General features: G+C 72.1%; 10 protein-coding genes. 6 read left to right on the top strand and 4 right to left on the bottom strand.

The window, feature by feature from the left end:
* Together EHS43_RS22270 and EHS43_RS22275 are read right to left on the bottom strand one after the other, a co-directional pair.
* Window positions 1-675, bottom strand: a 675-nt coding sequence (locus EHS43_RS22270) for a lytic polysaccharide monooxygenase (RefSeq protein ID WP_185806360.1), incomplete at its 3' end; no start/stop codon positions are given.
* A gap of 79 nt (window positions 676-754) precedes the next feature.
* Entirely contained in the window at window positions 755-1,039 is a 285-nt protein-coding gene (locus tag EHS43_RS22275) for a hypothetical protein (RefSeq protein WP_125192533.1), read from the bottom strand.
* A gap of 237 nt (window positions 1,040-1,276) precedes the next feature.
* On the opposite strand from EHS43_RS22275, the gene EHS43_RS22280 reads away from it, so the two are divergent.
* Window positions 1,277-3,061, top strand: coding sequence for a S8 family serine peptidase (locus EHS43_RS22280; protein ID WP_125192534.1), 1,785 nt, complete (start codon window positions 1,277-1,279; stop codon window positions 3,059-3,061).
* A 134-nt stretch (window positions 3,062-3,195) separates the two neighbouring features.
* Here the strand turns inward: EHS43_RS22280 and EHS43_RS22285 are convergent, their stop codons facing one another.
* Complete coding sequence (locus EHS43_RS22285; RefSeq protein ID WP_125192535.1) at window positions 3,196-3,858, bottom strand: ScbR family autoregulator-binding transcription factor; 663 nt, start codon at window positions 3,856-3,858, stop codon at window positions 3,196-3,198.
* Window positions 3,859-4,004: 146 nt separating this feature from the next.
* Here EHS43_RS22285 and EHS43_RS22290 point away from each other — a divergent pair, with 146 nt between their 5' ends.
* The 4 genes from EHS43_RS22290 (at window position 4,005) to EHS43_RS22305 (ending at window position 7,659) form a co-directional block, all read left to right on the top strand.
* Complete coding sequence (locus tag EHS43_RS22290; RefSeq protein ID WP_125192536.1) at window positions 4,005-4,928, top strand: ScbA/BarX family gamma-butyrolactone biosynthesis protein; 924 nt, start codon at window positions 4,005-4,007, stop codon at window positions 4,926-4,928.
* A 70-nt stretch (window positions 4,929-4,998) separates the two neighbouring features.
* Entirely contained in the window at window positions 4,999-5,649 is a 651-nt protein-coding gene (locus EHS43_RS22295; RefSeq protein ID WP_125192537.1) for a ScbR family autoregulator-binding transcription factor, read from the top strand.
* A 32-nt stretch (window positions 5,650-5,681) separates the two neighbouring features.
* The gene (locus EHS43_RS22300; RefSeq protein WP_125192538.1) at window positions 5,682-6,833 is read left to right on the top strand and encodes a damage-control phosphatase ARMT1 family protein; all 1,152 of its coding nucleotides are present in this window, start codon (window positions 5,682-5,684) and stop codon (window positions 6,831-6,833) included.
* Between the two features lie 73 nt (window positions 6,834-6,906).
* A complete protein-coding gene (locus tag EHS43_RS22305; RefSeq protein ID WP_125192539.1) occupies window positions 6,907-7,659 on the top strand; it encodes a class I SAM-dependent methyltransferase in 753 nt (250 codons plus the stop codon).
* Here EHS43_RS22305 and fxsT read toward each other — a convergent pair.
* On the bottom strand, window positions 7,617-10,883 hold the full coding sequence (gene fxsT, locus EHS43_RS22310) for an FxSxx-COOH system tetratricopeptide repeat protein (RefSeq protein WP_125192540.1): 3,267 nt from the start codon (window positions 10,881-10,883) through the stop codon (window positions 7,617-7,619). The two genes, EHS43_RS22305 and fxsT, sit on opposite strands and share 43 nt — an antisense overlap.
* 309 nt (window positions 10,884-11,192) lie before the next feature.
* Here fxsT and cyc2 point away from each other — a divergent pair, with 309 nt between their 5' ends.
* Window positions 11,193-13,343 (top strand): germacradienol/geosmin synthase Cyc2, encoded by a 2,151-nt coding sequence (cyc2, locus tag EHS43_RS22315; protein WP_125192541.1) that lies wholly within the window; start codon window positions 11,193-11,195, stop codon window positions 13,341-13,343.
* Window positions 13,344-13,523 lie beyond the last annotated feature (180 nt).

The raw sequence follows: 13,523 nt of genomic DNA on the forward strand, positions 1-13,523 counted from the left end.
CCCTGCCCCGTTCCCGCCCCCGTCGTTGCCGGCGGCCGCCGGGAACACCACGTCCGAGCACGAGTAATAGGTGTCCGCGGTACTGCTGTTCTGCCAGATCGTGTACAGCACCTGCCGGCCCGTGCGGTCCTTCGGCAGCGTCATCCGGATGCGGTACGCGCCGTCCGTCAGCGCCGGGTCCTTCACCTCGGCGAACGGCTGCTGCGGGAGATCGGACCACTTCAGCGGCTTCGACGGGTCGTAGCCCGGCTCGGTGAGGTACATGCGGAACGTGCCGGTGTGCGGGATCGTCGAGACGTACTTCATGGTCAGGGTCGCGCCGGGGGACAGGCGTGTGGCGGGCCAGTCGGAGCGGGCCAGGTCGAGGCCCCGGTAGGCGGGCAGGCCGCCGCTGCACAGCTTTCCGTCGGGGATCGTCTGCCGGTCCCGGCCGTTCACGTTCGCGACCCGCAGGTTGTCCCACGCGGTGAAGGGCGCACCGTTCGCCGCGATGGCGGCCCGGCACGCGGTCGTGCCCGAGGAGCCGCCGTCGGGGGAGCAGGCGAAGACCCGGCTGACCGGATCCGTGGGAGCGCCATGGGCCTGCGCGGGCGCCGCGGCGAACACGGTCAGGAGGAACGGGGTCAGGGCGGCGGCGGCCGCCGCACTCGTACGACGGGCTGTTGTCCAGGGCATCCGGGCCATCCGGAACGCCTCCTCGGGCGGCGCGGGAACGACGGGCTTCCGTGCAGTACGCGACGCGGCCCCCGCGCGTTCACCGACGCACCGGGTTCCTCGCCGCCACGTCGCCGATGCCGGTGCCGCTCGCGAAGATCCGGTCCTCGACGACCAGGGAGGCGAGGGACTGAGCGAGGTCCGCCTCCGCACCGTCCGGCGCGCCGCGCGTGGCGGTCGCCGGCAGCCGCGCGCGTACCTGCTCGACGAGTTCGGTGACGGTGAACGCCTGCGGGCCGTCGGGGCGCGGGAGACCGCCCATCGGATCGCCCGCGGGCAGCAGCGGCACCGCGAGCGACGGGGCAAAGGCGCCCGCACCGGTCAACCGGCCGTCTCGCAGGGGGTGTTTCCGGCCTGATCAAGGGTTTCCCCTGTATCCGCATGACCTGCTCTTTGCCTATCGTTCGACCACAGCTGACCCACAGGTAACCCCGAACGGGTCACGCTTCCCCGTCTTGGCCGGCCCACGCGCTCCTGGCTTCACCCCCCCGCCGCTTCACCGAAGAAGCGAATTCGACTGCTGCTCCGCGCTGCCCGGAGCACGGCCCCGAAAGGCAAGCCCTTGCGTACCTCCCCCTCCCCTCGGCGGAAGCTGATATCCGCCGCCGCCGTCTCCGCGGCTCTCCTCTGTGTCGGCTCGGCCTCCGTCGCCGCCGCCCAGGACACCCCCGCTCAGCCTGCCGCCGTCCCGGCCGCGCTCACCGAGGCCGCCCCCGGCATCCAGGCCGAGCGCCTCATCGTCGGCTACAAGTCCGGTGCCGCCGAGGCCACTTCGAACAAGGCCGCCGAGGCCGACGCCGCCGCCAAGGACGCCGATTTCCAGCGCAGACTCGGCACCGGGGCCGCCCTGGTCGACCTGGGGGCAGACCCGAGCAGGGCCGAAGTCGCCGACGCGGTCGCCGAGTTCAGGGCCGACCCGCAGGTCGCCTACGTCGTGCCGGACCGCCTCAACAAGCCGCAGGCCGACCCGAACGACACCGAGTACGCCAAGCAGTGGGACCTGTACGAGGCCACGGCCGGCATGAACGTGCCGGGCGCGTGGCCGACCTCGACCGGCAGCGGAGTCACCGTCGCCGTCATCGACACCGGCTACGTCACCCACTCCGACCTCGCCGCGAACATCGTCGCCGGCTACGACTTCATCTCCGACACCGCCGTCTCCGTGGACGGCAACGGCCGCGACAGCAACCCGGCCGACCCGGGCGACTACTACGCCGCGGGCGAGTGCGGCTCCGGCATCCCGGCCTCAGGCTCCTCCTGGCACGGCACCCATGTCGCCGGCACCATCGCCGCGGTCACGAACAACGGCAAGGGCGTCGCGGGCATCGCGTACGGCGCGAAGATCTCCCCGGTGCGCGTCCTCGGCAAGTGCGGCGGCTACGACTCCGACATCATCGACGCCATCACCTGGGCGTCCGGCGGCACCGTCTCCGGCGTGCCCGCCAACACCAATGTCGCCAAGGTCATCAACATGAGCCTCGGCGGCGACGGCGCCTGCACCTCGGCCACCCAGACCGCCATCAACAACGCCGTCAGCCGCGGCACCACCGTCGTGGTGGCCGCCGGCAACGACAACGAGAACGTCTCCGGCCACTCGCCGGGCAACTGCAACAACATCATCTCGGTCGCCGCGACCAACCGCACCGGAGCCAAGGCCTCCTACTCCAACTACGGCTCCCTCGTGGACATCTCGGCGCCCGGCGGCCAGACCAGCACCGGCACCGCCAACGGCATCCTGTCCACGCTCAACTCCGGTGCCTCGACGCCGTCCTCGGAGTCGTACGCGTACTACCAGGGCACCAGCATGGCCACCCCGCACATCGCGGGCCTGGTCGCGCTGGTGAAGTCGGCGAACCCGGCGCTGACCCCGGCGCAGATCGAGACCGCCATCAAGAACAACGCCCGTCCGCTGCCCGGCGCCTGCTCCGGCGGCTGCGGCGCGGGCCTGGCCGACGCGGCCAGGACGGTGGCGGCCGTGAGCGGCGGCGGTACGACGACGGGGACGACCTTCTCCAGCACCACGGCCGTCCCGATCCCCGACGCCGGCTCGGCGATCGAGTCCGCCATCACCGTCAGCGGCCGCAGCGGCAGCGCCCCCTCGGCCCTGCAGGTCGGCGTCGACATCACCCACACCTACCGCGGTGACCTGACGATCGGCCTCGTCGCCCCGGACGGCACGGTGTACAGCCTGAAGGCGGCGAGCGGCTCGGACTCCGCGGACAACGTCAACACCACCTACACCGTCAACGCCTCCTCCGAGACGGCCAACGGCACCTGGAAGCTCCGCGTCCAGGACACGGCCGCCCAGGACACGGGCACGCTCAACGGCTGGAAGCTGACCTTCTGAGCGAACTCCCCGAACGAGCGGGCCGGCCGGTGCGGATGGGCACCGGCCGGCCTCTCATGTTCGGGACCGGGCACGGCCGTGCTCGTGCGGGACCGGGCAAGGCCGCCCGCGCACTTGACCCGGCCGCACCCCGATCATGCCTTGGCGCCCACCAGTTCACCACTGCCGAGAGAGGCCAGCACCCGCGCCCCGCGGTCGGGCCGGCTGTCGATGCCGATCAGCAGCGCCGGCACCGCGATGCTCGGCAGCATGTGGGCCCACATCACGGAGATCCGCTGCCCCAGATCCTCCCGCCCGTGCAGCGCCCGTGACATCAACTGCACCCCGGCGAACGCCCCGACCAGCAGGTCCGCCGTGTTCCGCGGCTCGACCGTGGGCAGCAACTCGCCCTGTTCCCGGGCCTCCTGGAGCATCGCCACCAGATGATCGCTCCACTGCCGGAACGGACCCGTGTGATCGACCCCGGGCGGCGCGCACTGGTCCACCGTCAGCCGCACGCTCCCCTTCAGCAGGGCGTTGGTCCGCAGCCGCTGCCCGAAGACGAACGTCATGTCTACGATCTCCTGCACCTTGCACGGATGCGGCGGAACGGCACCCAGGGACAACTGCTCGTCGAGCACCGCCTGGGCCAGCGACTCCTTGGAGGGGAAGTGGAAATACAGGGCGCCCTTGGTGACCTCGGCCCGCTCCAGCACCATCGCGATGGTGCTCGCGGCGTACCCGTGTTCGTCGAAGACGGCGCCCGCGGCCTCCACGATCGTCCTGCGTGTCCTGATGGCGCGCTCCTGTCTCGCCATAAGAACCCCTCCCATGCGCCGAGTTCGGATCTCGTCCGGTCGCGATCGGGTCACATTGAAAACAGACCGGAATCCCTCGTACTCTATCGCTCACCGGCACGGGCACCTCACCGTCCGTCATCGCTTCGGAGGAACGAGGGGGACACATGCCAGAGTTGCGGCAGTTCACGCGGGCCCGGCCCGGTTCCGGGCTCCTGACGGCGACCGTACCCCGTGAGTTCGTGCACCGGGTGGCCGTCGCGGAGATCCTCCTGACCGGCTGGACCAGGGCGGGCGCCGACCGGTTCACCATCACCGCCCAGTGGCCGCGCGCCCATCAGTTACACGTGTCCCCGGACCGCTCGGCGTACGAGCCGCTGTTGATTGCAGAAACGGTCCGTCAGTGCGGGGCCCTGCTCGCCCACGCGGCGTACGACGTCCCGCTCGGGTATCAGTTCGTCCTCCAGGAACTGCGTACCGACACCCGCCCCGAGCACCTGGCCGTCGGCTCCGCCCCCGCCGAACCCGTCATCGACGTCACCGTCACGGAGGTCCGCCGCCGCGCCGGCCGGCCGGCCGCACTGCGCTACGAAGCCGTCGTACGCCTGGGCGGTGAACGGGTCGGGACCGGCGGCATCGCCGTGACCTGGACGAAGGACTCCGTGTACCGCCGGCTGCGCGCGGGGCGCACCGCCGACACCGGCTCCCTGCGGCTGCCGCGTCCGCTGCCGGAGCCGCTGCCCCCCGAGACGGTGGGGCGGGTCCTCGCCGCCGACGTCCTCCTCGCGCCCACCGCCCGACCCGGCCGCCGACGGCTGCGTGTCGATACCGCGCATCCTGTTTTCTTCGACCACCCCCTGGACCACGTCCCCGGCATGCTCCTGCTGGAGGCCGCCCGGCAGGCCGTACGCGCGCACACGGGGCCGGGGCGGGTGCCCGCCTCGTTCCACGCCACGTTTCACCAGTACGCGGAGCTCGATGAACCGGTCTGGGTGGAACTGAGCGAGGCGGCCGGCGACGACGTACAAGTCGTCGCGCTGCAGGGGGAGTCGGAGGTCTTCGCGTGCCGGGTCGGTGCCGTCGCAGGGTGAGATATCGTGTACAGGGAGTCAGAAACAAACGGCATGACCCGTTCTTTTGCGTCACAGGAGTGTGCAGTCGATGCCGAGGCAGTTACGCGCTGAACAGACCCGAGCGACGATCATCACCGCCGCCGCCGATCTGTTCGACCGTCGCGGCTATGAATCGACCAGTCTGAGCGACATCGTCGCGCACGCCCAAGTCACCAAAGGCGCGCTCTACTTCCACTTCGCCGCGAAGGACGACCTCGCCCACGCGATCATGGAGATCCAGTCGCGGGCGTCACGGCAGCTCGCGGGGGACGTGGACGCCCGCGGGTACACCTCGCTGGAGGCACTGGTCCGCGTCACCTTCGGGATAGCGCGACTGTCGGTCGAGGGACCGGTGCTCCGCGCCGGGCTCCGGCTCGCCACGGGCGGCGTCGAGGTGCGGCCGCCGCTGCGCCATCCGTTCACGGAGTGGCTGGAGCTGGCCACGGCGAAACTGCTGGGAGCCGTCAAGGAGTCCGACCTCCACCCGGACACCGACGTGGACGCGATGGCACACTCGCTGGTCTGCTTCTTCGTCGGCACGCGGGTGGTGGGGCGGCATCTGGAACCGGTGGGGCGGCAGCCGCGGCGGCTCGCGGAGATGTGGCACGTGATGATCCGGGGCCTGGTGCCGGTTCCCCGACGGGCCCGCTACCTGGCGCTGGTCAGTCAGCTGGAGCAGGAGTCCCGCGGCAGCGGGTGAGCAGGCCCGACGCGAGTGGTTACAGTCGCTGCATGTCTATCGGCGCCGCCGTCATCCTCGGCAACGAACCCGGATCCTTCCCGTACGGCGTGCTCGCCGAGCGGCATCCCGCGATCATCGAGCAGGTGCGCGAGGCGTTCCCCTACGGGCCCGAGCAGCACCGCGCCCTCGACGCGCTGCTCGACAGCTGCACCAAGGGCGTGATCGAGCCGCTTCCGGGCGGGGCGTGGAGCGAGTGGGGGATCGGCGGCTTTCTCGGACAGTCCTGGTTCGACGTGCCCTGGCTGTGGTCCGAGAGCTACTTCTACCGGCGGCTGCTGGACGCCGTCGGGTACTTCGGGGACGGGCCCTGGCGGGGCATCGACCCCTTCCGCCCCTCCAAGCTCGCCGAACTCGACTCCCCGGAAACCGACCAGGAGCTGGCCGCCCTCGACGAACTCGCCGCCCTGCCGGCCGAGGAGCGCGGCGCGGCCCTGCTGCACGGCTCGTTGTGGGGCAACCGCGCCGACCTCGGGTTCCGGCTCTCCGACAAGGACGCCGAGGGGCGGGCCGCCGTCCCGGATCTGGTCGCCGACGACAGCGACCGGCTCCGGTCCCTGCTCGACGGCGCCGGCACCCTCTGCCTGATCGCCGACAACGCCGGACGCGAGCTGATCCCCGACCTCCTTCTCATCGCCCACCTCCTCGGACACGGCCGCGTCGAACGGGCCGTCCTGCACGTGAAGCCGTACCCCTACTACGTCTCCGACGCGACCTGCGCCGACGTCGTCGACGCGCTGCGCCGGCTCGTGCGGGCGCCGGGACAGGCCGCGGCCTACGGGCGCCTGCTGTGGGACGCCATGGCCGACGGGCGGCTCGACGTCCGTGCGCACGCGTTCTCCTGCGCGCCGCTGCCCTACGCGGACATGCCCGGCGACCTGCGGGCCGAGATCGGCGGGGCCGCCCTCACCGTCCTGAAGGGCGACCTCAACTACCGGCGTCTGGTGGGCGACCGGTGGTGGCCGGCGAGCACGCCCTTCGCCGAGGTGACCGCGTACTTCCCGGGGCCGGTCGCCGCCCTGCGCACCCTGAAGTCCGATGTCGTCACCGGGCTCGACGGGCGCACCGAGACCGCGCTCGACGAGGCGGAGGGCCGCGGCTGGCGCACGAGCGGGACGCACGCGCTCATCCAGGTCCGGCCCTGAGGGGAGTTATGCTGCCGGGGTTTACCGGTGGGCTGCCCTACGTCCCGCCGACGGGCAGCGAAAGAGGACGTCATTGACCCCGCGGTACCTGAGCAATCCTGGGGAGCCCGTCTACGACGTGGACGCACGGCGCTACCTCGACGTCTCGGACGCCCGTGACGAGCCCGACCTGCACGAGGTGTTCACGGACATCTACCGCACCAACCGCTGGGGCTCCGACGAGACCCGTTCCGGACCGGGCTCCGAACTCCAGCGCATGAAGCGCGTCATCGCCCGAATCGGTTCTCTCATCAAGGACCTGGGTGTCCGCTCGGTGCTCGACGCGCCCTGCGGCGACCTGAACTGGATGCGCCACGTCGACCTGCACGGCGCCACCTACCTCGGCGGGGACGTCGTCGCCGAACTCGTCGCCGCCAACCGCGCCGAACACCCCGGCCCCGGGCGGGAGTTCCAGCTGCTGGACTTCACCGCCCAGCCCGTGCCGCGGGTCGATCTCATCGTGTGCCGGGACGCCCTCGTGCACTTCTCCTACCAGCACGTGGTGGAGGCGCTGACCCGCTTCCGGGACAGCGGCTCGCGCTATCTGCTCACCACGACGTTCTCCCGGACGTCCGCCAACACCGACATCGTCACGGGCTGGTGGCGGCCGATCAACCTCCGGCTGGCCCCCTTCGGGCTTCCCGAGCCGCTCCAGGTCATCGGCGACGACGAGTCGGACGACTTCTACGACGACAAGACGCTCGCCCTGTGGGACCTCAGCCGGATCCCCGCCCACTTCCCGGGCTACGAGCCGGTCGCCGCCGAGTCGGGATCCCTGGGCGGCTGATCCTCGGAGCGCAGGCGGTCCAGGGCCGCCCGCGCGGCCAGGGTGCGCGGATGGCGCGACCCCAGCACCTCCTCGCAGGCCGCCCGCACTTCCGTGAACTCCGCTTCCGCCGCGTCCGGTTCCCCCTTGAGGCACAGCAGGTCGGCGAGGTTGTGGCGGACCGCGAGCGTGCCCGGGTGGCGCGGGCCGAGGGTCTCCACGCAGTCCGCGAGCACGGTCCGGTACTCCGCCTCCGCCTGCTCCATGCGACCGCGCAGGTGCAGGACGTGCGCGGCGCCGTGCCGCACGGACAGCGTGAGCAGGTGCTGTTCGCCGAGAACGGTCCTGCGGGCCTCGTAGACCTCCCTGAACTCCTGTTCCGCCGCGGCCAGCCGGCCCTGGTCCTTGAGCAGGTCGGCGAGGTTGTGGCGGACCGCGAGCGTGCCCGGGTGGCGCGGGCCGAGGGTCTCCACGCAGTCCGCCAGGACCGTGCGGTACTCCGTCTCGGCCCGGTCGGTGCGGCCCCGCAGGTGCAGGACGTGCGCGGCGCCGTGCCGCACCGAGAGGGTCAGCAGGTGCTGTTCGCCGAGCACCTCCCGGCGGGCCGCGTACACCTCCCTGAACTCCGCCTCCGCCGCCTCCAGTTGACCGCGCTCCATGAGCAGGTCGGCGAGGTTGTGCCGGACCACCAGGGTGTGCGGGTGCATGTCGCCGAGCAGCCGGCGCTGGACCTCGAAGACCTCCCGGAACTCGCTCTCCGCGTCGGTGGGCCAGCCCCGGTCGCGCAGCACGGTGGCCAGGCCGTGCCGGGCGGCGACGGTCTCCGGGTGGTCCTCGCCGTAGGCGTCCGCGCGCAGCGCCAGCACCGTACGGAACTCCTGCTCCGCCTCCACGAGAAGGCCCCGGTCACGCAGGACGTCCGCGAGGTCGTGGCGCACCGCGAGGGTGATCGGGTGGCGCTCGCCCAGGACGTCCGCGCACAGCCCGAGCGTCTCCCGCAGCTCCTGCTCGGCCTGCCGGAACATGCCGCGCTCGTGCAGCACCTGGGCCATCTCGTGCCGGGTGACCAAAGTGTCGGGGTGGTTCGCGCCGAGCGTCTCCCGGTAGGCGTCCCGCAGCAGGCGGTACTCCTCCTCCGCCTCCGCGAGCAGCCCGCGGTACCGGGCCATCCAGGCCACGCCCTTGCGGGCCGCCAGGGTCCGCGGGTCGCGTTCGCCCAGCAGGGCCCGGCGCGTGGCGTGGACCGCGCGGTACTCGGTCTCCGCCTCGACGGGGCGGCCCCGGCCGTTGAGCAGGTTCGCGAGCGCGTACCGGACGTCCGCGGTCTCACCGGCCGCGTCGCCGAACAGGGCCCGCGTGTCCTCCAGCACGGCCCGCAGCAGCGACTCGGCCGCCGGCAGCCGGCCCCGCAGATGGAGCAGGTGGGCCGCGGCGGACCGTACTTCGAGGGCGTCGGGATCGCGCGGACCGCAGGCGAGCACCACCGGCTCACACGCCCCGAGCACCTCCTCCGCCCGGTCCAGCCAGCCCCGCCGGATCAGATGCCGGGCCCCGGCCGCCGCCGCCCGCAGCGCCTTGGAGACCAGCTCGTCCTGCGCCTCGTACGGGTCCCCGATCAGGGCCAGCGGGGCGTCGCAGTGCGGGAGCAGCAGCCGCCAGCGCGGCCAGTCGCGCGGGTCGTCCTCGCTGAGCTCGACGGTGGCGCAGACGACCAGGTCGGCGACGACGGACGCGTACTCCCTCAGATGCTCGGCCAGGTCCCGCTGGAGCCGGCCGGCGTCCCTGACCAGCGGGTGCATCAGCAGGGTGCGGGTGTGGTCGTCGCCGCCGGGCGGGGTGTGCAGCTCGACCAGGCCGAAGTCGGCGAGCGCGGTGAGCGCGGTGTACAGCTCCTGGGGTGTGACACCGGGCAGCAGCGAGGAGTCCGCCAGCCGGTCGGGGCGTAACAGGTCCACCAGCGGCACCGGCGCCTCGCCGAGACAGCACAGCAGCCGCATCAGCGGCCGGGCCTGCCCGATGCCCCGCCGCTCCAGCAGGTCCAGCGACAGCTCCCAGGTGCCGGTCACCGGGACGGAGTAGCTGCTGCCCTGCCGCCCGGGCGGCCGCTCGTCGAGCAGCTCGGTGAAGCGCTCGTCGAGGGCCACCCGGTAGTCGGCGTACGTCCGCACGGTCGTCGTGCCCGGCCAGGCGGGGAACGCCGACGCGGCCGCGAGATGCGAGCCCGCGATGCGCAGCGCCAGCGGCAGCCCGCCGAGCCGCCGGGTCAGCAGCCGCGCGTCCTCACGGGAACCGGCCCGCTCCCCGGCCAGGTCCCACAGCACCTCGGTGGCGTCGTCCTCCTCCAGGGCGTCGACGGAGTGCAGCGTGGCCCACGGTCCCCAGGTCGTCGGGCTGCTGTCCCGGCTGGTGATCAGCACCAGCCCCGGCAGCTCCGCGGCGGGCCGGATCCAGCCCCTGCCCTCCGCCAACCGGCCGTAGGGCGCCAGGTGTTCGGGCTCGTCCGCGTTGTCCACCACCAGCAGCCAGGGGTGCGCGGTGTCGCACAGCCGCCGCCACAGCAGGTCGGTCGCGCTCGAACGCCCCGACCAGGCACGGTCGATGAGATCCGCGGGGGTGCCGAGCGCGGCCACCACCTCGCGCATCCCGGCGCTCAGTGTGGCGGGGTTCTTCGCCGTCACCCACCACACGTCGACGTTCAGCGCGGCGGCGTGGGCGGCGATCTCCAGGGCGACCGTCGTCTTCCCGCTCCCGCCCATGCCGTGCAGCACCCGCACACCCGAAGTCGGCTTGCCCACCAGCTGTTTGAGGGTGTCGAGGAGCGGCTCACGGCCCCGCACCCGGCGGTCGAGCCGGCCCAGGGGAGGCGCGACGGTCAGCGCGCCCGGGGCACGGACCGGCTCCAGCGGGGCCTGCGCCTGCTGGATCTGGATGAGGACCGGGCGCGCGACGCCGGAGAACTCCTGGACGAACTCGGCCAGCAGGCCGGACAGATCGGGATCGCGGGCCAGCAGAGCGCGCAGGGTGGAGTCCCACTCCTGGCGCTGCTCCCGCAGCATGATCTGCTGCCGGGCCGGCGGTGCCGCGTCGAGCTCGGCGCGGGCCCGGTCCAGCCGCTCGACGTCCTCCCGCCGCAGGAACCGCGCCATCCGCTGCCGGGCCACCTGCCAGGCATCCGTGGTCATCAGCCCGACCATCGTGCCCGCCGCGGCGGCGGCGGTCTGGGTGAACAACTCTGCCCCGAACAACGAGGACCCCCTGTCGGCACACACCTCGACGGCTACGTCCGAACCCCTCTCCTGTCCAGGTTCTCATGTCACATGGGCGCGTAGGGACTTGATCCCGTCGATGAGGTGCGACACGAGACGTCCGGGCGCGTCGGCGGGGCAGCGGGGGAAGGACCGGGACGCTTCTGTCGTGGTCCGCGAACCACCGCGGCGGCCCTCGACGCCACAACAGACGCCGGGAACTGCCGGTTTCGTCCCGGATTCACGCGATGGTGTGATCATGTGTGCCGCGGTGGATGCCCGCTCGGAGCCCTGGGTAGGGCCCGGCTCATGACGCAGCAGCCCTTCGAACTCCCGCACTTCTACATGCCGTATCCCGCGCGGCTGAACCCCCACCTCGACGAGGCCCGCGCCCACTCGACCGCGTGGGCGCGCGAGATGGGCATGCTGGAGGGCTCCGGGATCTGGGAGCAGTCCGACCTCGACGCACACGACTACGGCCTCCTCTGCGCCTACACACACCCCGACTGCGACGGCCCCGCGCTCTCGCTCGTCACCGACTGGTACGTGTGGGTCTTCTTCTTCGACGACCACTTCCTGGAGACCTTCAAGCGCACCCAGGACCGCGCCGGCGGCAAGGCCTACCTCGACCGGCTGCCCCTGTTCATGCCGATGGACCTGTCGACCCCGATGCCCGAGCCGCGCAACCCCGTCGAGGCGGGTCTGGCCGATCTGTGGACGCGGACCGTGCCGTCGATGTCCGCCGACTGGCGCCGCCGCTTCGCGGTCGCCACCGAGCACCTGCTCAACGAGTCCCTGTGGGAGCTGTCGAACATCAACGAGGGGCGGATCGCCAACCCCGTCGAGTACATCGAGATGCGCCGCAAGGTCGGCGGCGCCCCCTGGTCGGCCGGCCTGGTGGAGTACGCGACGGCGGAGGTGCCCGCGTCCGTCGCCGGTTCACGGCCCCTGCGCGTGCTGATGGAGACCTTCTCCGACGGCGTCCACCTGCGCAACGACCTCTTCTCCTACCAGCGCGAGGTCGAGGACGAGGGCGAGCTCAGCAACGGCGTCCTCGTCCTGGAGACCTTCTTCGGCTGCACCACCCAGGAGGCCGCCGACACCGTCAACGACGTCCTCACCTCCCGCCTCCACCAGTTCGAGCACACCGCCCTCACCGAGGTCCCGGCCGTCGCCCTGGAGCGCGGTCTGTCCCCGGCCGAGGTGGCCGCCGTCGCCAAGTACACGCAGGGCCTCCAGGACTGGCAGTCCGGCGGTCACGAATGGCACATGCGCTCCAGCCGCTACATGAACGCCCGTGCCGACACCGCCTCCCCCTGGCAGACCCTGACCGGCCCCGGCACCTCGGCCGCCGACGTCGGCGCCCTGCTCGCCGCGGCCGGCGCCGAGCGGCTGCGCGCGCACACGCACGTGCCGTTCCAGAAGGTCGGGCCGTCCCTGCTGCCCGACTTCCACATGCCCTTCCAGAACGAGCTCAGCCCGCACCTGCCCGGCGCCCGCCCCCGTCTCGCCGAGTGGACGCACCGCGTGGGCATGCTCCAGGAGGGTGTCTGGGACGAGGACAAGCTCGCCGCGGCCGACCTCCCCCTGTGCGCGGCGGGCATCGACCCGGACGCGAGCCCCGAGGCGCTGGACCTGAGCTCGGCCTGGCTGGCCTGGGGCACCTACGGCGACGACTACTACCCCCTCGTCTACGGCGGCCGCCGCGACCTCGCCGCCGCCCGGCTCACCACCCAGCGGCTGTCGGACTGCATGCCCCTGGACGGCGAGCAGACCCTCGTGCCCGTCAACGCCATGGAGCGCGGCCTGATCGACCTGTGGGCCCGCACCACGGCCGAGATGACCCCCGACCAGCGGCGCACCCTCAAGGACGCCGTGAACGTGATGACCGAGAGCTGGGTCTGGGAGCTGGGCAACCAGATCCTGCACCGCGTGCCCGACCCGGTCGACTACCTGGAGATGCGGCGCGCCACCTTCGGCTCCGACCTCACCATGAGCATGTGCCGGATGGGCCACGGCCCCGCGGTCCCGCCGGAGGTCTACCGCAGCGGACCCGTGCGCTCCCTGGAGAACGCCGCCGTCGACTACGCGTGCCTGCTCAACGACGTCTTCTCCTACCAGAAGGAGATCGAGTACGAGGGCGAGGTCCACAACGCGATCCTCGTCGTGCAGAACTTCTTCGGCATCGACTACCCGAGCGCGCTGCGCGTCGTCCACGACCTCATGACCCAGCGCATGCAGCAGTTCGAGCACGTCGCCGCGCACGAACTGCCGGTCGTGTACGACGACTTCGGGCTCTCGGAGGAGGCACGCGAGGTCATGCGCGGCTATGTGACCGACCTCCAGCACTGGATGGCGGGCATCCTGCACTGGCACCGCACGGTCGACCGCTACAAGGCCGAACACCTGGCCGGCCGCACCCACGGCTTCCTCCCGGACCGTGCCCCGGCCCTGCGCTGATCGCGGCCGCTTCCCGCTCCTGACCGCCCGTCAGTCTCACTCGTTCGTGGCTCGTCGCGTGCCGGTCCGCCGGGTAGACACCAGCCGGTGGTGATCAAGCCGGAGGCGATCGATGGAACAGACAGCGTTGCGCCCCAAGCCGATGCCCGGTCAGGAGCCCGGCGCGGGCAGGGCTGGGGG

Origin of the sequence: Streptomyces sp. RP5T, from assembly GCF_003933965.1 — a bacterium.
Classification (GTDB): domain Bacteria; phylum Actinomycetota; class Actinomycetes; order Streptomycetales; family Streptomycetaceae; genus Streptomyces.